General features: G+C 40.7%; 16 protein-coding genes and 2 pseudogenes. 11 read left to right on the plus strand and 7 right to left on the minus strand.

Annotated elements, in window-relative coordinates; genetic code table 11:
- Window positions 1–925 precede the first annotated feature (925 nt).
- Window positions 926–1,687: a DUF928 domain-containing protein gene (locus V7K56_RS35405; protein WP_334918589.1), complete on the plus strand. Its 762-nt coding sequence runs from the start codon at window positions 926–928 to the stop codon at window positions 1,685–1,687.
- Here V7K56_RS35405 and V7K56_RS35410 read toward each other — a convergent pair.
- Window positions 1,665–4,394 carry a CHASE2 domain-containing protein gene (locus V7K56_RS35410; protein ID WP_334918591.1) on the minus strand — a complete coding sequence of 910 codons (2,730 nt, stop codon included), beginning with the start codon at window positions 4,392–4,394 and terminating at the stop codon, window positions 1,665–1,667. The two genes, V7K56_RS35405 and V7K56_RS35410, sit on opposite strands and share 23 nt — an antisense overlap.
- A gap of 304 nt (window positions 4,395–4,698) precedes the next feature.
- On the opposite strand from V7K56_RS35410, the gene V7K56_RS35415 reads away from it, so the two are divergent.
- Both V7K56_RS35415 and V7K56_RS35420 read left to right on the plus strand, forming a co-directional pair.
- Window positions 4,699–6,492 (plus strand): glycosyl hydrolase family 18 protein, encoded by a 1,794-nt coding sequence (locus V7K56_RS35415; RefSeq protein ID WP_334918593.1) that lies wholly within the window; start codon window positions 4,699–4,701, stop codon window positions 6,490–6,492.
- 405 nt (window positions 6,493–6,897) lie between these two features.
- On the plus strand, window positions 6,898–8,253 hold the full coding sequence (locus V7K56_RS35420) for an AAA-like domain-containing protein (RefSeq protein ID WP_334918595.1): 1,356 nt from the start codon (window positions 6,898–6,900) through the stop codon (window positions 8,251–8,253).
- A 214-nt stretch (window positions 8,254–8,467) separates the two neighbouring features.
- On the opposite strand, the gene dps is transcribed toward V7K56_RS35420, so the two are convergent.
- On the minus strand, window positions 8,468–9,040 hold the full coding sequence (dps, locus tag V7K56_RS35425) for a DNA starvation/stationary phase protection protein Dps (RefSeq protein WP_334918597.1): 573 nt from the start codon (window positions 9,038–9,040) through the stop codon (window positions 8,468–8,470).
- A gap of 114 nt (window positions 9,041–9,154) precedes the next feature.
- Window positions 9,155–10,204: an aldo/keto reductase gene (locus V7K56_RS35430; RefSeq protein WP_334918599.1), complete on the minus strand. Its 1,050-nt coding sequence runs from the start codon at window positions 10,202–10,204 to the stop codon at window positions 9,155–9,157.
- A 249-nt stretch (window positions 10,205–10,453) separates the two neighbouring features.
- On the opposite strand from V7K56_RS35430, the gene V7K56_RS35435 reads away from it, so the two are divergent.
- Window positions 10,454–11,059: a Uma2 family endonuclease gene (locus tag V7K56_RS35435; RefSeq protein WP_334918601.1), complete on the plus strand. Its 606-nt coding sequence runs from the start codon at window positions 10,454–10,456 to the stop codon at window positions 11,057–11,059.
- 173 nt (window positions 11,060–11,232) lie between these two features.
- Here V7K56_RS35435 and V7K56_RS35440 read toward each other — a convergent pair whose 3' ends face one another.
- A complete protein-coding gene (locus V7K56_RS35440) occupies window positions 11,233–13,386 on the minus strand; it encodes a serine/threonine-protein kinase (protein WP_334918603.1) in 2,154 nt (717 codons plus the stop codon).
- A 43-nt stretch (window positions 13,387–13,429) separates the two neighbouring features.
- A complete protein-coding gene (locus tag V7K56_RS35445; RefSeq protein ID WP_334918605.1) occupies window positions 13,430–15,130 on the minus strand; it encodes a serine/threonine-protein kinase in 1,701 nt (566 codons plus the stop codon).
- A 134-nt stretch (window positions 15,131–15,264) separates the two neighbouring features.
- Here V7K56_RS35445 and V7K56_RS35450 point away from each other — a divergent pair, with 134 nt between their 5' ends.
- Window positions 15,265–16,779 (plus strand): phenylacetate--CoA ligase family protein, encoded by a 1,515-nt coding sequence (locus V7K56_RS35450; protein ID WP_334918607.1) that lies wholly within the window; start codon window positions 15,265–15,267, stop codon window positions 16,777–16,779.
- A 24-nt stretch (window positions 16,780–16,803) separates the two neighbouring features.
- Here V7K56_RS35450 and V7K56_RS35455 read toward each other — a convergent pair whose 3' ends face one another.
- On the minus strand, window positions 16,804–17,430 hold the full coding sequence (locus V7K56_RS35455) for a transposase (RefSeq protein WP_334918609.1): 627 nt from the start codon (window positions 17,428–17,430) through the stop codon (window positions 16,804–16,806).
- Window positions 17,431–17,487: 57 nt separating this feature from the next.
- On the opposite strand from V7K56_RS35455, the gene V7K56_RS35460 reads away from it, so the two are divergent.
- Both V7K56_RS35460 and V7K56_RS35465 read left to right on the plus strand, forming a co-directional pair.
- Window positions 17,488–17,712, plus strand: a complete 225-nt coding sequence (locus tag V7K56_RS35460) for a hypothetical protein (protein WP_334918611.1) — start codon at window positions 17,488–17,490, stop codon at window positions 17,710–17,712.
- Between the two features lie 121 nt (window positions 17,713–17,833).
- Window positions 17,834–18,088, plus strand: a complete 255-nt coding sequence (locus V7K56_RS35465; RefSeq protein WP_334918614.1) for a hypothetical protein — start codon at window positions 17,834–17,836, stop codon at window positions 18,086–18,088.
- 134 nt (window positions 18,089–18,222) lie between these two features.
- Here V7K56_RS35465 and V7K56_RS35470 read toward each other — a convergent pair whose 3' ends face one another.
- A complete protein-coding gene (locus tag V7K56_RS35470; protein WP_334918616.1) occupies window positions 18,223–19,047 on the minus strand; it encodes a TIR domain-containing protein in 825 nt (274 codons plus the stop codon).
- Between the two features lie 509 nt (window positions 19,048–19,556).
- On the opposite strand from V7K56_RS35470, the gene V7K56_RS35475 reads away from it, so the two are divergent.
- From V7K56_RS35475 to V7K56_RS35490, 4 genes and pseudogenes are all read left to right on the plus strand, one after another.
- Window positions 19,557–19,799 carry a hypothetical protein gene (locus V7K56_RS35475; RefSeq protein WP_334918618.1) on the plus strand — a complete coding sequence of 81 codons (243 nt, stop codon included), beginning with the start codon at window positions 19,557–19,559 and terminating at the stop codon, window positions 19,797–19,799.
- A gap of 590 nt (window positions 19,800–20,389) precedes the next feature.
- Window positions 20,390–20,773, plus strand: a complete 384-nt coding sequence (locus tag V7K56_RS35480) for a hypothetical protein (RefSeq protein WP_334918620.1) — start codon at window positions 20,390–20,392, stop codon at window positions 20,771–20,773.
- A 346-nt stretch (window positions 20,774–21,119) separates the two neighbouring features.
- A pseudogene (locus V7K56_RS35485) lies at window positions 21,120–21,230 on the plus strand (tRNA-dihydrouridine synthase family protein); the annotation flags it as partial.
- 129 nt (window positions 21,231–21,359) lie between these two features.
- Window positions 21,360–21,527 (plus strand): annotated as a pseudogene (locus V7K56_RS35490) (phenylacetate--CoA ligase family protein); the annotation flags it as partial.
- Window positions 21,528–21,605 lie beyond the last annotated feature (78 nt).

The following is a 21,605-nucleotide window of genomic DNA, read 5'->3' on the forward strand; positions in this document are numbered from 1 at the left end:
AGAAGCTATGTTAACTCTTGAGAAGCAAATCAAGCGTTTGACTGATTCCAACTATGAATCCTTCCCAGATTTAGGGAAATGGTTTATTGATATTTGCTATGCAGCAACATAGCTTTAAAAAATAGTTATTAAAGTTTTCTCTCACAAGAATTAATCATACTAGCACTTTTGACACAAGCCAGAAAAGTGCAGATTTTTCATGTGTATTTGGAGAGGGCGGGGGTTGCCGTTGGCAACCCCCGCCCTCCTCTCCCTGTAATGATTATCATTTTCAATAACTGTATATTTTATTTCCTGGAAGTCCCTTGCTTCCACGTTCGCGTCCTGCAGGGAAGTGGTACGACAAAGCTCAGTGACCACCGTAGGCTTCGCTGAAATCATGGCAGTCTTAATTTCTTATACCTATTTGCCTACAAAACCCTCACTTGATATGTACCTCAAACACTTACCTGCTGTTTTTTAGTTTGTCGAACTCACGTTACCGGCCCTTCCTCCTGCCGTTTTTTAGTTCATCGAACTCACGTAATTTTAACCAGTCTCGCCACAGTATCTGGATACCAATGGGTGTATTACGTTGATGTTCTAAGTAACCCCCTAAACGAGCGATGTCTACGACAGGCTTCTTTACGAGACGCTCTTGCTAGCTTGCTTCTCCGTAGGAGTACGCCTACGCTTCCATTGCCCAACTAACTGTTAATACTTTAGCCTCAGAGAAAAGGGAGTTAATAGTTAAAGCATGATTAACTCACCCTCGTAAATTGGCGAAGGTATTGCTTTAATAATTAAGTATATTTGACCGGATTTTAGATTTTGGATTAAAAAATTCAAAATCCAAAAACCTTTCTCCTGTCAAAGACTTGCAAGGGACAGGTGACGCTCGTTCGCCAAAATCCTTGCATTGTGTGAATTTACCAGAAAATAAGCAATGTTAAATAGTCAACAGTTAATTTATCTAATTACAATAGGGTTGTTTCTTATAGGGACGCAACCAACAATTGCCCAGTCAATTGCAAATATTCCAACGCGGACTATTCGCTCAAAACTCCAGCGGATAATATTCAAACCACCAGCAAATCAGGGTAAGCCAAAATCTACATCATCAGCAGGGTCTCGTCATGATTTGCAATGTCCTCAAGATGCAAAATCAACCACTACTCCATCTAACCAGACCCCTCTAATGTCTCTTGTTCCCTCTGACAGCAACTACGGGTTGACTACAGCAGAACATCCGACATTTTTAGTGTATCTACCGCAAACATCTGCCAAGCAATTAGTTTTAAGCTTTGTGAAAGAAGATAATCAGCTTCATTCTCAAACCTTGATTCCCATTAAAGGTGAACCTGGTATTATTAGCATTAAGTCAGCAGATAGTTCACCTCCTCTGGAAGTAGGCAAAAATTATCAGTGGGTTTTAGTGTTGACATGTGGGGAAAAACCTAGCCCTAACGATCCAGTAATCACCTCGTGGGTACGCCGTGTGGTTTTACCTCAACTCCAGAGTCAGCAGAGGACAACTTTGGAGCAGGCAGATATTTACAGTGAACAAGGAATTTGGTACGATGCGCTCATTACCCTAGCTCAAATCAGAAACACTCAGCCTAATAATCAAGCCATAGCAGATATCTGGACTGACTTTCTTAAGTCTGTAGGGCTAGAAGCGATCGCTACTCAACCGCTTCGATTGTAGAAGTGGCTGACTGTTTTTCTCGTAACTGCTGCTCGATAAAAGCCTGATTATCCTGGCTTTCTGACTGTTTGAGGTATTCAATGGCAATTGCTCCAGCAAGGGGATGGTCTTGGCACATTTCTGAAAGTAGTGCCAAAGTACGATGAAATTGGAGTCTTTCGAGTTGCTTTGTTGTAACCAACTCTAAAGCGACTGCTGACCCCAAAAGCACTAGCAGCGAGGGAGTGATGGGTAACCACCAGCCCAAGCAAAAGGCTAAAAAGCCAATCCCTAAAAGTCCAGAACTAACAAGGATTATAGTGGCAGCGATCGCGATTGAAGACCTTAACTGTCGGCTTACTAATGCTCCTAATCCCGCCCAAACTAAAATCCACAGGCATTCTATGGGTTCTTGCCAAACACGAAGCAAAGGTCTGCCATCTACAACAGCACTAATTATTTGACTGATAATGTTGGCATGAACGCTCACCCCAGTCATCGGCTGTGAAGAACTAAATAGACCATTGCTATAGGGCGTATAAAATACATCTTTAATGCTTTCAGCAGTGATGCCAACTAGAACTAAGCGATTGCGTAAACTATCAGGGGGAATGCGTTTTTCCAAGATATCCCTTAAAGGAAAAGTAGCAAAATTTTCCTGATTTCCTCTAAAGTTCAGCAAAATTTGGTACCCTCCAGAATCCGCATGGACGTAGCCTCCATCATTGCCTACAAACCTTTCCAAAACTGCTTTACCCCAATGCAACCTTTGACGTTGGGGGTCGTTGTCAATCAATCCTATGGTTATCCCTTTGTCCTGTAAATAGTGCTGCGCCAGTTTCATTGCCAAACTGTAGCGTGTTTCATCTTGTGAGAGTACTAATAATAATGCACGACGCACCTTACCATCTGCATCCACCACTTGATCGGCAAAGCCCACTCTTTCTGGGTTGAGAGTGGGAGGAGGCGCAATGGTATTAATCTTACTTCCCACAATTTTTTCAATTCCATATAAGTTAGGAGTTGATTGGAAGATGTTAACCAAGTCCTGATGACCAGGTTCTACAGGCAAATCTCGATAAATATCTAAACCAATTGCTCTAGGTTTTTGGGCTTTAATATTGGCAATTGCTTTAGCTAAAACTTGATCGGGAATAGGCCACTTTCCTGCCTTTTTTATATCTTTTTCATCAATAGTGACAATTGCTATCCGCTTCTCTGGTGACTCTAGCAACAGCCGCCAGCGAAAAAACTGGTCAAGCATATTCCACTCGCCACCCTGCAACAATCCACCAAAGCGCAGCAGCAAAATAGGTGCAGTCACACATATAGCAATTCGTGGTATCCAATTTTGACCAATTCGCTGTTGTAAAACTTCTGACTTAGCTTTTTGTCTAGCTTGTGCCAAAAGTTTATTAGCTTGTGCTATTGCTTGCAGTGACATTTGGGCTTGGCGTTTGGCTAAGTCTTGACTAGCGGCTAAAAATTGATAATCTAAATCGCCAAGGCTTTTACCTAATGCCCAACCTAAGGTATCCTGTAAAGCTTGTCCTCGCAATAGATAAGATTCATCTTGGCAAGCTGATGCTGACCAGGCTGCGATCGCTTCTGCATAAGGTCGCAACCGTGCTAAATTACGGTCAACCCAACTGTGGTTAAAGACAGCTTCGTAAATGCGGTTATATACTTTAAGCTTGCCTTGTTGCTCGACTACTAACCCTGAGAGTCGTAATTCGATTTGTTCAGCACTACCATCAGCAGAAATTTCTCCTTGACGTAAAATTTGCTGGTATAACTCTAATAATCTCGCTGTACGTTTTTCATTTCTGTACAAGATGCGATCGCGAATCGTCCTCAAATGTTCAGGTTCATCTTGAGATTCCCAATTCTCAACAATCTGCAACCTTACTACTTGCTCAACGGATGAAAATCTTTGAGCAGTTGACTCCAAAACTATAAACTGACACAGCTTTTGAGTTAGAAACGGTTGCCCACCTGTCCATTCTAGTATCTGCATGAGAACCGCTTTAGGGTTACTCACTCTTTCCTTCAAACCATCTATTAATGGTTGCACTTCATCAAGCTGAAATCCTTGCAGTTCAATTGCCTTGCCAATATTGAATGGTGTCTGGGTCTTATCTTGAATCAGTTCGTTAGGATTTGCAACCCCTAATAGTGCAAAAGTCAAACGCCTATATTCATAATTAATTTCTCGTTGCTGAAAGAAGAATCTAATTAAAGCAAAGAAATCATCTAATGAAAAATTCTGACTCAAAACACGATCAATTTCATCGATAAAAATAACTATATTTTGCTTGACCTCTACTAACAGTACTTCTTCAAGAAATTGGCTCAAACATTGCAACGGTGAAAGCAAATCTCGCCGCTCACGCCACCAACTTCGCCATTGAATTTTGGAGTGCAGTTGACAACTACTCACCAAAGATTGGACAATTCCTGCATACCACTTTTCTGGAGTTACATCCTGTGTTCCTATTCCTGTCAAGTCAATAAACACACAGATAATTCCTTCTGCTTGTAGCCTTTGCATCATCTGCACTCGCAAGCTAGACTTGCCCATCTGACGCGAGTTCAGCACATAACAAAACTGACCCCACTTTAAGCCCTGATAAAATTCTGTATCAGCGTGTCGTTTCACATAGCTAGGAGCGCTACTCTCAAGACTCCCTCCGATTTGATATTCAAAGTTTGACTTAGCTGCTGTCATCAAAGCTGTCCTTTACCTTTTCCAATATATTTAGTTTTAGTTTCATAATACAGCCATATAAATAATTTATTATTTAGCATTGCCAGAGAATAATTATACTATTTTCATCAAGCAACTGACTTTAGCTGACTTTTACCTATTTTCGATTTTTGAGTATTCCTAATTAATTAATAGATATCTGACTTTTTCCTCTTGTATGATTCACAACATAGCATAAAGATACTGGTATGGGTTGAAGAAACTTCTCAAAGGTGTATCTGACTTAGTGAAATGATCGTAAGTTTTTAAATGAAGCATTGTTATCATGTACGAAACAAAAAAGTTAGCTATCAAAAAGTTTAGTTTCTTGCAAAGATGGACTAATTTTAGAAAATTTTCCCGCCAAGTTGCTGATGTCAACGGTGATGGTCGAACTGATATTGTTGGTTTTGGCTGTAATGCTGTTTATGTGTCTTTGGGTCAAACTAATGGAACTTTTGGTCAAGCTTTTATAGCTAGAAACGATAATTTTACTGCAAAAAAAGGGGGATGGACTAACTTTAACAAATATCCGCGTCAGCTTGCTGATATCAACGGTGATGGTCGTGCAGATATTGTTGGTTTTGCAGATAATGCTGTTTATGTGTCTTTAGGTAAAAGTAATGGAACTTTTGGCGAAGCTTTTGTAGCGAAAAATGATGATTTTACTATCAATAAAGGGGGATGGACTAGCTTTGACAAGTATCCGCGTCAACTCGCTGATGTCAATGGTGATGGTCGCGCAGATATTGTTGGCTTTGGATATGATAATGTCTTTGTCTCTCTTGGTCAAAGTAATGGAACTTTTGGCGAAGCTTTTGTAGCGAAAAATGATGATTTTATTGTTAATAAAGGTGGTTGGAATAGCTTTGACCAAAAGCCACGTCAGCTTAGTGATGTGAATGGTGATGGCAAAGCTGATATTGTTGGTTTTGCTCAAGATGGAACTTATGTAGCTTTAGCTAATAATCAGACAACACTACCTGCAATGAATAATCAATATATTGTAGCTGGTTACTTACCCTCTTGGGGTATTAGTAGTACTACTAATCCTGCAACTCTTCCGGTTAATAAGCTGACACATTTGTTATATGCCTTTGCAGATGTTGATACACAAGGTAACGTTAAATTGAGTCAAGATGGTCAGGATGGTGACATCAATGTACTAAAATCTCTCAAGACTGAAAATCCCAAGCTAAAAATCCTTGTATCTATAGGTGGTGCAGGAGAAAATGATTTTTCCTCAGCAGCTTCTACGGCACAATCTAGGATATTCTTTGCTCAGTCTGCCATCAATTTTATGAAAACTAATGGTTTCGATGGCATCGATATTGATTGGGAATTTCCTAAGAAGGAGGAGAATAGTAATTACACTCAATTGCTGGGTGAGCTACGTCAACAACTTAATAACGCATCTATTACAGATGGAAAGAAATATCTGCTAACTACTGCGCTTTCTGCTTCTCCCTATCAATTGTCGCCATCAGATTACGCTGATGCTCCTTACGATTTAAACTCAACTGTTTTGAAAACTACTTCTGAATATGTTGACTTTATCAACTTAATGACCTATGACTATCACGGTAATTGGGAAAACACAACCAATCACCAAGCTGCTTTGTATAAAAGTAGCAGCGACCAATCATATAACAGCGACAAACTCAACGCTGACTGGTCAGTTCAAAAGTATTTGAGTGCTGGTGTTGATCCTAAGGATATTGTCTTAGGAGTTCCTCTCTACAGTGACACTTGGGCGGGAGTGAAACCTGGTTCTAACAATGATGGATTGTTTCAAAGTGCTACCTCGGTAAATGATCCACTTTTGTATAGAGATATCCACGATCAGGTGGGTACAAATGAATATCAATATTACTGGGATGATAGTGCTAAAGTTCCCTATATTTATAATTCTCAAAAACAAGAGTTTAGTACCTACGAAGATAAACAATCAGTTCTGGGAAAAGTTAATTATGTTGAACAACAAGGTCTAGGCGGAATGTTTTTCTGGCAACTCATTGGTGACTTGCCAATTACTCATCCTGATTCATTAGTTAATGTTGCTGCTGCTAATTTGTTATAGAACTTAACTTGAGTGTAATATAACCAGTCCTAAATCATTTGTGAAAACCTCTCTTTTTTTTCTTCTCTTCTCTACGAGAGGCTGACGCTCCTAACATCATTAACGCTTGGCTAACGCCAACGCAAACGCGCTCTTTACGTTTTTCTGGTACGTCTGCTCTTACTAGCTTGCTTCTCTATGGGAGTTGCCGTTGGTTGCCTGTGTGCTGTTGGTGGGCATCCAGGGGGAGCAAGATTGAGAGCGGTAAAACTGGCATTGAAATGAAAGTCAAGCTTTTTAAGATCATGGGCTTGACAATTGGTTAAACTTAAAATTGTGTGGAGTATTGATATAGATAAATATGTCTATATACTAAGAAATAAAAACTATAAAAGGGTAATAAAAACAGCTATTTTTTTAGCATCTATGAACTCAAAATCAGCCTTTACCTGGGAAAAAGCTAAACAGGTTGCCGAGCAAATTGTCTTCAATAATCTTGGAGAACACCTCAAAGATATTGAAATAGACGTGCTTCAAGGCTCGTGGCCGGGTCTGACTTATGAAAAGATGGCAGAGCAGTACCATCTCTCTGTAAACTATCTTAGAGGAGATGTGGGTCCTCATCTGTGGCGAAAGCTTTCAGAAGCGTTAGGAGAAGAGGTAACAAAGACTAATTTTAAAGGAGCGCTGGAGAGAGCCTGGGAAAGGCAATTACTTCCACATATTCATAGCAATGTCAAGCAGTCAAAATCTCCGTTAGCAGAGCTACCGTTTCCAGACGGTTCAGTTCCTCTGGGTTCTCCTTTTTATGTGGAGCGAGATGGTCTAGAGTCTCTTTGTTACGAGACAGTCGTTAAACCCGCTTCCCTAATTCGGATTAAAGCACCGAAGTTGATGGGCAAAACTTCATTGCTTACCAGGATTCTGGCTCATGCTGAATCCCAGAATTATCAAACAGTATATTTGGATTTAAGTAGTGTAGAACGAGCAATTTTAACGAATTTGGACAAGTTTGTGCGTTGGTTGTGTTTAATAGTTGGTCGAAAGTTAAAGTTAGAAAATCGGTTAAAAGATTATTGGGATACAGAAATTTTAGGTAGCAATGATAATTGCACAGTGTACTTTGAGGAGTATTTATTGCCAGAAATAGATTGTCCTTTGGTATTAGGGTTAGATGAAGTGGATCGTATTTTTCCTTATAATCAAGTGATTGAAGACTTTTTCGGGATGCTGCGAAGCTGGCATGAGAAAGGGAAAATTTCTGAGCAATGGAAACAACTAAGGCTGGTGATGGCACATTCGACCGAAGTTTATATCCCGTTGGACATGAACCAATCTCCCTTTAATGCGGGGCTACCAGTGGCGTTACGAGAATTTGACCACAAGCAGGTGATAGATTTGGCTCACCTTCATGGACTAAATTGGAATGATACTCAGGTAAAGGAATTAATGAATACAGTGGGAGGACATCCTTATCTACTGCGATTAGCAATGTACGAAGTTTACACTACAAAGACAACGCTAAAGCAGCTATTACAAGATGCTTCCACAGAAGCGGGAATTTACAGCAACCATCTACGGTGGTACTTAGAAATACTACACTTGGAAGAAGCTCAAGGTTTAAAAGAAGCGTTAAAAAAGGTGGTCACTTCACTTGAGCCTGTGGAATTAGATTCAATGCAGATTTATAAGTTGCATAGTATGGGATTAGTGCAGCAACAGGACAATCAGGTAATGCCTAGATGCAATTTGTACCGTGAGTATTTCTGCAGGGTGTTGTAATCCCTAGTCCCCAGTTTGGCATTGCTGTATTAATAACCTCTGCCTAGTTTTACTACGTAAAAGTGTCCCTCTGCGACTCGGAGAGGGACACTTTTGAACTTTAGTTCTAGGTAGAGAGTTTTATTGAACTCACATTAAGATACTGTTACAATTGGGTATTTTAAACTTTAGTCTAATGCACCCTATTAGTAAATCAAGTGTTTCTCAAAAGTGCTTATTTTACACCAGCAGCTATCTTTTGAGTTTGAGTAGTACTCGCTTTACCATTCTCTGCCTTAATTTCTGCTATTTGCAGATGAGCTTCTAAGAACCAGAGTCGTTTGTCAATGGTGCGAGAAATTTCGGTGTAAAGGTCAGCAGTATCAAGATCGCCTAATTCATTAGTTTTATCTATCGCTTGCCGGAGATGTTTAGCATAAGATGCAAAGCGATCTGCCAAGGCTGTCACATGGTCTTTGCCATCCAAAATATCTAAGGGGTATTCTGGCAGGATCGAATTACTAGCTGCGGCGCGAACTGTTCCGAAAGCGTATCCGCCTAAAGCTGTGACGCGTTCAGCTATCAAATCGATGAACCCTTCCAATTCCCCAGCAATTTCATCAAATAATAGGTGTAGCTGATAGAAGTCAGTTCCTTTTACATTCCAGTGCGCTTGCTTTGCTTGGGTTTTTAAATCTGAAGTAGCTGCCAAGCTTTGGTTGAGAAGTACCACGATTTGCACTCGCGCTTCAGCGGGAATATCAATACGAGTCGGGTACAAACGTGATGTAATAGTGTTGTCGCTCATAGTTCTACGTTAATGCCTTTTGCATCTAACTTTACAGATTTTGGTTGGCTGTGCGAAACTCTCTGACGACAGATTATATTAATGGCTGAATATGTTACTGTTTATGACTATTGGTCAAATATGATGGTTTTCTATGGTATTGAATGTACCACCGAAAAGGCGATCGCGAATTACATCATTCTGCAAAAAGTCATGGGGAAAACCTAGTTCAATTTGACTGACTTCATCTAACCGTTGCAGATGTTCTGACGAGAGGCTGACATCTAAAGAAGCTAAGTTATCTTGAAACTGCGCTAACTTACGTGCCCCAATAATCGGAATAATCACACCACTTTGAGCGCGTAACCAAGCTAATGCTACCTGTGAAGGTGTATGGCCAATTTCTGCTGCAACTTGACTAACAACTTCAGCGATCGCTAAATTCTTTTGGGAAACTTCTCCCCCTAAACTTGCTACTCGCCCTTGTTCGTCGCCTTCTTGAGCAGGTTTGTTATACTTTCCTGTCAGCACTCCACCACCCAAGGGCGACCACGGCGTTACTGCCAAATCCAAAGCTTTTGCCATCGGTAGCAAATCCCGTTCTGGTGTCCGCTGAATCAAACTATACTCAATTTGGAGAGCGACAAACTGTGTCCATCCTTGGTAATGAGCGATGGTATTTGCTTGAGAAATGATCCAAGCAGGGGTATCAGAAATGCCGATGTAAAGTACTTTACCTTGACGCACTACATCATCAAGCGATCGCAAGACTTCTTCAATCGGTGTTGTGAAATCCCAAGCGTGCAACCAGAATAAATCAATGTAATCAGTATTCAGCCGTTTGAGACTACCTTCCAAAGACTGAATTAAATTCTTGCGATGGTTTCCACTGGCGTTAGGATCGCCCTTTTTATCATTCATCTGCAAGGGAAAGGAATATTTTGTCGCAACTACAAAGCGTTCCCGTTCTTTAGCGATTAACTCGCCGACAATTTTTTCACTGCTACCATTGGTATAACCGTTGGCGGTGTCAATGAAATTTCCCCCTGCTTTTACATAGCTATCAAAAATTTTTCGACTTTCGTCAACAGATGCACCCCAACCCCAATCTTCACCAAAAGTCATGGTTCCCAAGGAGAGTTCAGAGACTCTTAACCCGCTTTTGCCCAAGAGTTTATATCTCATAAATATTTTCTCATTAATGAAAAAACTAAGCAAATACCATTCCAAAGGCATGATAACTGGAAATCAAGGGGATATTTGAGACAAGCCTTTTAATATTTGTATTTCCGTACTATTTAAATGCGGTAGCCGCCTTGTAAATGCGATGACTTGCATTATTAATGCGATCGCTTCCAAAAATTAACTCACCTTTTTTGTACTTTGCAATGGCAGTCGCTACAATAAGCCTACGTTAAGTCAAAACAAGACATAATGACCTACACTTCACCCAAACTGCTTACCTTTGAGGAATTTATAGCTCAATATGGTGATAATACACGCTACGAATTAATCGACGGACAACTAAGAGACATGGAACCTACAGGGACACACGAAGCTGTTGCAGGTAGTATTGCTGGTAGAATTTATGTCAAAATTTTTAACTCTAATTTCAACTGGCTAGTTCCAAAAACTTGTCTGATTAAACCACCTGCATCTGAAGCCACAGCACTACGTCCTGATGTAATTGTTTTAGATAAAGCAGAACTTAGTAAAGAACCGCTCTGGCAAAAAGAACTGATTATTTGTAACAGCAATACAATTAAACTTGTTGCTGAAGTTGTGAGTACTAATTGGCAAGACGACTATGCAAGAAAAGTGGAAGAATACGCTTTTCTTAACATCCCAGAATATTGGATTGTAGACTTTCGTGGCTTGGGTGGATTGCAGTTTATCGGCAATCCCAAACAACCTACCTTCACCCTTTGTCAGTTAGTTAACGGTGTGTACCAGCAGCAACAATACCGCTTAGGAGATACTATTTCTTCTGGTGTCTTGCCAAATTTACAACTTAAGCTAGACGACATTATGCATATTTGAATTGGGGATTGGGGGCTGGGGACAATATGCTTGGATTAAGGGAGACAGGGCTTGGTGGAGGAGACAAGAAAGACGGGGAAGACAAAGGAGGAATTCCTTCTTGTGCTTCTTATCATTGTCTCTTTATCCCCCAAGTCTCAAGCGTGCAGATGAAGATGCTTAACCCAAGCGTATTAGGGCGTTGTCTCAGGAGTTGGTATTGGTGTAGGTTCAGGTTTAGGTGTGGAGATCTCTGTAGGCGTAGGTGTTGGCGTTGACGTGGGAGCTGGTATCGGCGTGGATGTTACCGTAGGCGTTGCTGTTGGAAATGGGAGAGGAGTTGGATTTTCCGCTGTAATAGTGAGTTGATAATCTACTGGTTTCGTTGCTGTAGAAACTACGACAAACTCATAAAATCCATTTTCTGCTAATTTAGTTGACAAACTACGCTTCGTAGAATCTTCTAAAAATCGAATTTTGCCAGAGGGTGAATAGACTGATAACAAGACTTGGGAATTTGCTTCTAACTTCAAGTCTAGAGATTGGTCTTTGGCAAGTCCAGCAATCAATACTTTACCGCCACCAGGTTGGAGAATACCGTTGACTGTTTTGCCAGTAGCTCCAGCATCAAAGACAAGTTTCTGGAAAGCGCTACCGGCAAGGATTGCACTGAGTCGATCGCTAACAAATCCATACCAAACTTGTCCAATGGGCTGACCCTGGAAACTTTTACCCCGCTGCTCAGGAAATACACTGAAGAAAGCCGCATCTCCCAAATCATACAAAGAACGACTACCAACGTTGACTTTATTGACTTCCTCTTTCCAGCGATCGCGTTCACCACTGGTGTAAGTTCCCAGTTTTTGGCGTACATTATTACTCAATGGTGCAAGCTTTTCTAACAATTCCGAAGCTGTTTTATCCCATTCTGCACGCAAACTTTCATCTTCAGGGCCATTACTAAGAGTACGTCCCCGTAAACTGGGATTTCTGTCCCAAAAAACTTGATTCACTAAGTTCACGTAGAAGTTAGAGTCAATACCCAACTGTTGACGGCGATCGCTTAATCTTTCTTTGCGTTCTCTTTCTGCTGGCGAATATTGCGCTAAAGGATCGGTTGGTTGTTCGCTAGTTGGAGTAGGGCTGGCTGTAGGGTTAGGTTGGACTTGCCCGACATCACGCCTATTTACTCCCCACCAAATTAATCCTACACTACCAACTACTAGCGCCGCCACCAGGAAGGTTTTTGTAGGTGTCCACCAAGAGGAAGGTGGGGGAGATGAGGAATATGAGGGGGATGGAGAAGGTGGGGGAGGTGGGGAGACGGCAACGGTAGCGGATGTGGGTTGTGGTGGAGTGGGATATTGAGTTGGGGGATAGTTAGGCGAGGGCGGGTTGAGGGCTTGGAGTACTTGACGGGCTGATTGATAGCGATCGCCTGGTCTAGAAGATAGCATTTTATCTAATACCTGTGCCAAATTTTGACTCAGATTAACTTCCCGTCGCCATTGCCAACTGAGAGTATAGGTATCAATTAATTCTTGGGGTTGTTTTCCTGTCAGTAAAACCAACATTGTTGCTGCTAAAGCATACAAGTCGCTGTGGGGAGATACTAACCCTGTTTGCATTTGTTCTGGGGGCGCAAATCCGATTTTACCTAATAAGGTTGGTGCTGGCGGAGGTGCAACCATACCAGGTTGGTAATATTCGGAGACCACGGTTGCTACTACTTGTTTGACACCGCCAAAATCAATTAAAACTGGCAGTTGGTCAACAGTGCGAAGCATTAAATTATCTGGGGAAATATCTCGATGAATTACTCCTAGAGAGTGAATGTATTCCAATACTGGTAAAATTGAAAGGAGCAATTGACGTATTTCCGTCTCTGTAAAGCGCAGACCCTGTTGTATCCGGGCATTTAACAAAGAATTGTAAGTTTCCCCTTCTACATAATCTTGCACCAAAAATAGATATTCTTTGCCCCCTAAATTCAGCCGCAGCAGTTCCCGAAAGCGGGGAATTTGAGGATGTTGCAGTTTATAAAGAACACTCGCTTCTCTTTCAAAGAGTTCTTCAGCTTTTTGGACAACGTAATCGGTTTGAACTTGGGGTGAAAATTCTTTTAAAACACAAAGTTCTCGGAAACGGTTGACATCTTCAGCTAAATAAGTGCGTCCGAAGCCACCTTGGCCAATTTGACGCACGATCGCATAGCGATCGCCTAAAGTCTGTCCCGGTTGTATACTATAACTCATGGGCGCATCCAACAAATTTTCACCACACTGAAGACAAAAGCGACTATCTGGGGAATTTTCATGTCCTTTAGAACAATATATTATTTTAGTCATTTGTCATTTGTCATTTGTCATTTGTTACTCTTCCCCAGTCTTCTTATTTGCCAGATTGTACTTTACTGACTTGATCGGCTGCGATCGCATACCAAATTTGACCAAAAGTCTGTTGATTGAGTTTCTTACGCTCTTGATCGGGAAACAACCGATCAAATTTTTCATTTGTGTCTTTAGTCAATTGATCGATTGTATAGTTCCCAAACTGCCCCGATCGCGCTTGTCGTCTCCATGTATCGTAATCTTTTTGACTATAGTTACCTAATTTACGACGAGCTGTTGTACTGAGGTTAGCTTGTTCTAGTTTATCCAATAAATCGTCAGCGATACCAGACCATTCATCTCGTAAACCAGCGTCTTCAGGTTTAGATGTCAGGCTACGTCCTTTTAATTCTGGTTTTTTTGTATAAAATAAATCATCTACTGTGCGAATAAAAAATCCTTCAGTAATTTCTAGCTCTTGACGACGACTGATAATTTTCTGGAGGTCGCTATTTTTTCCTTTATCGCCGGCTGGTTTACCGCTGGGATTGGGAAACTGGGGAATTTGCGGTAATGAAATTGATGGGATAGTAATTGAAGTTACACTCTTAATTACTGCATTTACCACCGCCCAAGCACCTGCGCCAGTTAAGACAACTAAAGCTGTCCCCCCTAAACTCATCATAAAAGGGCGAATCCAAATAGGAAAAGATGCCGATTTAGCAATCCCTTGCGTTTGCCTCTGGAATCTACTCACAACAGCACTGGCGCGTTGTCTTCCTGGAGCAACTACCATTGTTTTAATTTTGGTAGTAATATAATTACCTGGAGATTTAGTTGCAGTTAGCGATGGTAAATCTCTGAGAATTTGCTCGGCTCGTTGGTAGCGATCGCTCGGTCTATAAGCCAGCATCTTTTTTAACACTGCTTCCAGTTGGGGACTCACTTGGATTTGCTTTCCCCACCCCCAAATTCCCTGATAGCTGTCGTATAATTTTTGTGGTTCTTCACCTGTAAGCAACACTAATGTTGTCACCGCCAAAGAATATAAATCACTACTAAAAAATGCCTTTCCCTGCCGTAGCTGTTCTTCTGGAGCGTAGCCTTTTTTACCCAGCAAAGTATTATTTTCAGCCAACTTGGTACGCCAAAAACCTTGAGAAGCTGGCAATTGCTTAACGCCACCAAAATCAATTAGTACTGGCAAATTATCAGAACGCCGCCAGATTAGATTATCGGGAGAGATATCACGGTGAATTACATCTTGTGAGTGGATGTATGATAAAACAGGTAAAATTTGTTGCAGGAGGGTGATTACTTCCTCTTCAATAAAGGTTTTTCCTTGACTTTCACGCTGTTCTAATAACTGGTAGTAGTTATCACCATCCACATAATCTTGCACTAGAAAGAAAAAATCTTTAGTGCCTATCTTCACTTGTAGCGAGGCGTGAAAACGCGGAATTTGTGAATGCTGGAGTTTTTTCAGGACATTCGCTTCTCTCTCAAATAACTCTTTAGCTTTTTGTAAATCTTGATTTTCTTGTACTTGGGGTGCAAATTCCTTCAGCACACATGTTTGATGGGATTTATTGATATCTTCCGCCAAATAGGTGCGTCCAAAACCGCCCTGTCCTAAATGACGGATAATTTGATAGCGATTATCCACAACCTGTCCCACAGCAAGAGGTAATGGTTCACCACAATGGGTACAAAAGCGGTTACTACCATTATTTGTGTGTTGTTTACTGCAATAGACCTGCATGGTGCTGAAGGATAAATTAAAGTTTTATTGAATGACTACAACGCGCATACCCTCATTTTCGGATATTCTACGAATTACGAATTACGAATTATTTTAACGGTATTGATTCTACTTCAGGATATATAACAAGCCTCATGAACTGCAAATCAAGACAGCAGCAAGTCATTAAAGCATTTGAAGACTTTTTGTCTACCCCCTTAGAAAGGATACTGCAAAGGCATCTCAACACTCAAACTTCCGCAGCTTTGAGTTTATTTTACGATGTGGCGGCGAATGTACCTGCCTACAAGGCGTTTTTAGCAGAAAGGGAAATTAATCCCGCGACTATTCAAACCTTAGAGCAGTTTCAGAAACTACCTGCGATCGCTAAACAAAATTATATACTGCGTTATCCTCTAGCTGACTTGTGCCGTAACGGACAACTCGAAGCGTGCGACATGATAGCTGCTTCATCAGGTTCTAGTGGGAAACCGACATTTTGGCCTCGTTTTTTCACAGATGAACTCCAAATCGCCACACGCTTTGAACAGATTTTTCACGATAGTTTCTATACAGACACCAGACGTACCCTAGCAGTGATTTGTTTCACTTTAGGCACTTGGGTAGGTGGGATGTTTACCACTAATTGCTGTCGTTATCTTGCTAGCAAAGGTTATCCTATCACTGTAATTACTCCTGGTAACAACAAAGAAGAAATCTTGCGAGTTGTGCAGGAACTAGGCTCAGGTTTTGAGCAAGTTGTGTTATTGGGATACCCGCCATTTCTAAAAGATGTGATTGATACTGGTATCGCTCGTAGTGTGGAGTGGCAGCAATATCAGATTAAATTAGTGATGGCAGGAGAAGTATTTAGTGAAGAATGGCGGAGTTTGGTTGGCGAAAGAGTTGGTTCGCGAAATCCTTGCTATGATTTTGCATCACTCTACGGGACTGCGGATGCGGGAGTTTTGGGTAATGAAACACCATTAAGTATCTGCATTCGCCGTTTTTTGGCAGAAAATCCCGATGCAGCGAGAGCTTTATTTGGGGAATCGCGTTTACCTACACTAGTACAATACGATCCATTCACTCGCTTTTTTGAAGTTCAAGATGGCGGATTGCTGTTTTCGGGAGATAACGGTATTCCCTTAGTGCGTTATGACATCTTGGATACTGGCGGGATAATTAGTTATGATGCGATGCTGCAATTTTTAGCAGAATGGGGATTTAATCCGCTGGAAAATCTGCGTTCTGATACTCAAGAATCACCAAGAGGTATTCATCAGCTACCTTTCGTTTATGTCTTTGGGCGTTCTAACTTTACAGTTTCCTACTTTGGGGCAAATATCTATCCCGAAAATGTAACGGTGGGATTAGAACAACCAGTAATTCAAGAATGGGTGACAGGTAAATTCGTGTTGCAGGTGAAGGAAGATGCTGACAAAAATCGATTTTTATCTGTAGTTGTGGAATTAGCAGTAGGGGTAGAGGGTAGTGAAGCTCAAAGAGAAGCGATCGCATCTTCTATTCTTTCACAATTGTTACGTCTCAATAGCGAGTTTGCTAATTATGTTCCGGTAGAATATCAAATACTACAGGTTACATTAGCACCGATGGGTGATTTTGAATATTTCCCGATTGGAGTGAAACATCGTTATACGCGTCAATAGTACAAGACGCGATTCATCGCGTCTCTACAAGGGAAAATGGGGTGGTTGTTGGCGATCGCGTTCCCAATTGATTGGATTATTGATAATATATTGTCTAATTTTATCGAGGGCAAATTCATTACGAATTATATTGTCATGGAACCTTTCTTGCCATCCAAAACCTTGATATATTTGATTAATTTCAAATGTACATCGTCCTTTGTACCACCTAATAATTTTAGAAATGGAATTTTTAGACAACATCGGATTAAATAACCCAGTAACCCCACCCCGTTGACCATCCCCCCTTGTAGAGACGCGATGAATCGCGTCTTCTTGTTGTATTTGATTCGCGTCTCCTTCTCGTATTTGATTAACAACCAAAATCCCATGAATATGATTAGGCATGACGCAAAACGAATCTATCTGGCAATTAGAAAAATGATTAGGAATCTCATACCACAATTTCTGAGCAATTTCTCCCATTGGTGATAGTTGCATTTCACCCTCTACAACATCACTAAAAAAGTATTTTTTACCCTTGGTGCAAATAGTAACGAAATATCTAGCATTACTGGTATAACTCCATGCTGGCAAACGGGTTGAATCAATTCGATATTTCCCTTTGTATCTAGGTTTGTTGTTTTCTGGTTGAGGAGCGTAATGATTCATAATTACATCTTTGATTGATATCAAAATTTATGCAATTATTGCTTTGCATTGATGTAATTGCCAACCCAAAAAATTTGGAATTATTCGCGCTATGTAAATGCGGGAAAGAAAGACGCGATGAATCGCGTCTCTACAAGGGGCGATCGCAAAAACGATCACATTCCCATTCTGTTTACAATATCTGTTTTATTAGGGGCGATAGCCTCTGTCGCAGTTTCTTCTAAGATAACCAAAGCACCTGGAAGATTTGATAGCTTTGGTTCACAACACAAGTTCGTTTGAATTTATAGTCGATAGCTTAGGCACAATGAAGTTAAAAGTCAAGTATAAAAGCTAGTTACTTTCATCATCTTCAGTGATTGGGGCATAATAAAAACTAAACCTTGAAATTATGAAGTAGGCAATGAATACTACCGATAATTCTCCGATGGATGATGGGTCATCAGCAGATTTGATCTGTGTCGCAAAGTTACAGCAACAGCTTAATGACTTACTCCAGCAACTATCTCCAGAGCGATTACAGGTGCTGACTGATTTTGCTGCTTATTTGGCAAATGCTGAAAGCGAAGCTGCAACCCAAGAACTTTTGGCAATTCCTGGATTGTTAGAGCGAGTTAAGCAAAATCAAGTAACGCCTAAAGCCCAATACACCGCCTAGAGTGGTTAGTTTATTTGGATAATTTTAGGAGTTACGCACTTTACAAATTAACCATAATGTGAAAAACGATATTTGGTAGTTTCAGGCGCTTAGCATAACTCTAATTTACTTGCTTATTTGCGCTCGCTAGCTGTTCAACACGGCTGAAATTTTGATGGTCGTGTGTCTAAATCACTCTTGACTTTAGAAAAAGAATTGGCAACTATTTGCCATTGCTCTTGAGTGATGAGATATTTCCCCATAAAGAAGGGTTTAACTGTTACTTGATGCCTTGGACGTTCATTATCTTTGCTACCTTGTTCATTTGTGGAAGCGCCCATCATAAATGTACCACCTGGAATATAAATCATTTCTAGGGTTACATTAGATCCTAAATCCTCAATGAAATAATTAGCTTTACGAGCCAGAGTAACACTTTCAATACTATTGTCTTTTATGTATAATTTCACAGTTTCAAACGGAAATTCTAACTGAGGCAAAGAAATTTGCGTTGTTATATCTGTATCACTACTGTTTATACCAGCTTTTGTGAGTGCGGCAACAATTTCATTAATAACTTTATCAATCCCATTGGAAAAGTTAGTCGCTACTATATCAAGTAAAGTTGGATCAAATTTTTTAACATCTTGAGAAGTAACCTCATGCCATATAGGAAGTATGACAGGGTTTCCAGTTTGTATTTTTTCAGCTTCAATTTTCCTTTGCACAGCTCCTTGATATTCATGAATTGTCCATCCCTTTTTAAAAAAACTTGGGCTAAGTACAATAATTATGAACCTTGATTCTAAAAGTCCTTTAGCAATTGATCTACTTAAGCTATCACCCACTGTAAATGAAGCCTCATCAAAGCAAACTTTATAGCCTTTGTCTTTTAGCTTCTGGTATACTGGTCTGGCAACAATCTCCTTGTCTTCAGTGGCATGACTGATAAATACGTCATGTTCATACTCGTATATCATAATTGACTAACCCAATTTGTAGAGAATTAACCACACACATGGGACTTGGACTTTAATTACGTCTACTCTCCTCCTGAGTCGTTAAGCTTATTTCATCAGTCAAGAGCCATTGCTCAACTAGCTCAGTTATCACTTAACTCATCTTCAACCCACGGATAGCACAGGCTGCGTGAAACAGTTTTTTCGTGTTGTCTACGATACTAATGTGCATAACTACTACAGATAATAAGCTGCATTGAAGCAGTATCCAAACAAATCTACAAATGGACAAGATACGATTCCAGAAAAATGTTATCAGTTTAGCCAGATTTTTGGTAGTTTGATGAAACAAGAGCGATTAGCAAAATATAAAGAAAATTGAAATAATTTGTAATTACCCAAACAAACAAGCTTCCCCAAGCCGCAAAAGCTGATGATACAAACATTATAGACGCTGCGTGGGGGATGTGTCTGGGGAAATACCCAAAAAAATAATTCACCTTGTAAACCCAAAAACAAGGTGAATTCAGATGTCAGCTAAAAAACGTGGTAAAAGTGCAAATCAAAGAGCGATCGCTTTCTTGCTAATTCTTCTGCAAACTACATTAATTGTCGTAAATGCCGAAAACCGCCTTCAGCAAGGAGACCCACCAATCGAGGTTTTTATGTGGGTGATAAACCAGTGTATTCCAGTCCTGAAACAAGCCAGCAGTCTCCAAGAAAAACGGAAAAAGAGCCTGTTACCCAAACATCGCCGTTCTGAGGATAAATAATATCACAAGCCCCTCTCTGCAAGCAAAGCTACGGTGTACACACATCTCTATACAAAACTAAAATGTTGTAGATCCTCCTAAATCCTCCAATAAATTGGAGGACTTTGAGAAGTTTTTGCCCCCTTTTATAAGGGGGTTGGGGGGATCAAAAGCCGGCAACTTTAGAAGACTTGTGCATACATCGTAGGCAAGCAAAGAAGGGCTTTCAAATATGAGTTTTATATGTTGGTTCACAAGACAAGGCCGTTGGTTCACAAGACGAGGCCATTGGTTCACAAGACAAGGCCGTTGGTTCACAAGACGAGGCCGTTGGTTCACAAGACAAGGCCGTTGGTTCACAAGACGAGGCCGTTGGTTCACAAGACGAGGCCGTTGGTTCACAAGACGAGGCCGTTGGTTCACAAGACAAGGCCGTTGGTTCACAAGACAAGCCCGTTCTCAACTATTTATTCTCTATTAAAGTGTAATTACTGAATTAGCAATCAAAAAACAGTTTAAAAAAGTACATTTTTTTAGTAAACTTTACTGAACCGCAACATTGTCCCATTGAGGCACTCTAGAAAGATAAGTTTAGTAAAAAGTATCCATTGATGCCACGCCAAAAAAGAAGCTCTACCGTGCTAGAAAAAACTGAACAGAAAGTAATCGGATTTAAATCAATTAATTCTAACCTTGACTTTGGTGATTCCATCAGTTTAAGCTATTTAACCGAGTTAACCGGGCAACTCCGCAATGAGATTGACCAGTATAATATGATGCTAACAACCCTGGACTCGGCAAAGGAAAAAATAGAAACCCTTGAAAAGACCATCCGCGAAACTTCAGAACGCTTAGTCAGTGCTGTGGTATCGAAATATGGCAAAGACAGCCGAGAATACGAAATGACAGGCGGGGTACGCAAAAGCGATCGCATTCGTAAAGCTACTATCACCCGGTTAAAATCCACCGCAGACTCAAAAGCGGCTTCTACATAGACAGCGTAACAAGCAACAACTAGGCATCATTACACCGTGAATGATGCCGATTGCTTTGCGTAGGCGTAGCCCGCCGCAAGTATCGCATAATCGCACCTTAGTAGTTAGGCTGGCCAGCAAACAGAATGCGTTAGCGTACCCCTCCGGGGAAGCAAGCTACGCGAAGCGTCTCGTAGAGAAGCTCTCCGAAGGAATCGCTGCTCGTATCCTTGTCGCTTAATAATAAGTCGCAAAGTCGCACACTATAAATAACTTCTTGGCTCGACTTTATCCAAAATTAAGAACTCAGTTTTCTTTATCCAGCAAAAACCTGACTTTTTGGCAAATACTTTTTCAAATACAATTTCGACTCAATCGTAGCATTTTAGCAGCAATCACCGAAAACGATACGGGTCGCCCTGTTTTTGCTCAAATGATTGGCGAAAGCATTCCAGACTTAGTACACGTCACCGCAAAAAGGGGTTGGAAATAAAAATTGCTATGTCAGTGGACACGTTTCATTACAAAAAGCGAATTCCGTACCTGTTTTATGGTGGGCTGTACTTAGTAAAAACAGCAAAGGAACTCTGCGGCTATAATATCGCTGGAAAGGCAAGCGATCGCATCTTCTATTCTTTCACAATTGTTACGCTTAAATAGCGAGTTTGCTAATTATGTTCCCACAGAATATCAAACACCACAGGTTACATTAGCCCCAATGGGTGATTTTGAATATTTTCCCATTGGTGTGAAACATCGCTATACCCGTCAATAAGACAATAGTTTTTTGTTAGAGATAACACGCAATAGTGTTGCACAGATTTCCTACTGCCAAATTGAATTTCAAACTACT

The organism is Nostoc sp. (assembly GCF_036917535.1).
In the GTDB taxonomy this organism is placed as follows: domain Bacteria; phylum Cyanobacteriota; class Cyanobacteriia; order Cyanobacteriales; family Nostocaceae; genus Nostoc.

What these genes read in the sequence shown, in the direction of transcription:
- V7K56_RS35410 (WP_334918591.1), bottom strand. Translation starts at nt 4,394, where the DNA reads ATGACAGCAGCTAAGTCAAACTTTGAATATCAAATCGGAGGGAGTCTT.
- V7K56_RS35470 (WP_334918616.1), bottom strand. Translation starts at nt 19,047, where the DNA reads ATGATATACGAGTATGAACATGACGTATTTATCAGTCATGCCACTGAA.
- V7K56_RS35475 (WP_334918618.1), top strand. Translation starts at nt 19,557, where the DNA reads ATGTCAGCTAAAAAACGTGGTAAAAGTGCAAATCAAAGAGCGATCGCT.
- dps (WP_334918597.1), bottom strand. Translation starts at nt 9,040, where the DNA reads ATGAGCGACAACACTATTACATCACGTTTGTACCCGACTCGTATTGAT.
- V7K56_RS35480 (WP_334918620.1), top strand. Translation starts at nt 20,390, where the DNA reads ATGCCACGCCAAAAAAGAAGCTCTACCGTGCTAGAAAAAACTGAACAG.
- V7K56_RS35430 (WP_334918599.1), bottom strand. Translation starts at nt 10,204, where the DNA reads ATGAGATATAAACTCTTGGGCAAAAGCGGGTTAAGAGTCTCTGAACTC.
- V7K56_RS35455 (WP_334918609.1), bottom strand. Translation starts at nt 17,430, where the DNA reads ATGAATCATTACGCTCCTCAACCAGAAAACAACAAACCTAGATACAAA.
- V7K56_RS35445 (WP_334918605.1), bottom strand. Translation starts at nt 15,130, where the DNA reads ATGCAGGTCTATTGCAGTAAACAACACACAAATAATGGTAGTAACCGC.
- V7K56_RS35405 (WP_334918589.1), top strand. Translation starts at nt 926, where the DNA reads ATGTTAAATAGTCAACAGTTAATTTATCTAATTACAATAGGGTTGTTT.
- V7K56_RS35415 (WP_334918593.1), top strand. Translation starts at nt 4,699, where the DNA reads ATGTACGAAACAAAAAAGTTAGCTATCAAAAAGTTTAGTTTCTTGCAA.
- V7K56_RS35420 (WP_334918595.1), top strand. Translation starts at nt 6,898, where the DNA reads ATGAACTCAAAATCAGCCTTTACCTGGGAAAAAGCTAAACAGGTTGCC.
- V7K56_RS35465 (WP_334918614.1), top strand. Translation starts at nt 17,834, where the DNA reads ATGAATACTACCGATAATTCTCCGATGGATGATGGGTCATCAGCAGAT.
- V7K56_RS35440 (WP_334918603.1), bottom strand. Translation starts at nt 13,386, where the DNA reads ATGACTAAAATAATATATTGTTCTAAAGGACATGAAAATTCCCCAGAT.
- V7K56_RS35450 (WP_334918607.1), top strand. Translation starts at nt 15,265, where the DNA reads ATGAACTGCAAATCAAGACAGCAGCAAGTCATTAAAGCATTTGAAGAC.
- V7K56_RS35435 (WP_334918601.1), top strand. Translation starts at nt 10,454, where the DNA reads ATGACCTACACTTCACCCAAACTGCTTACCTTTGAGGAATTTATAGCT.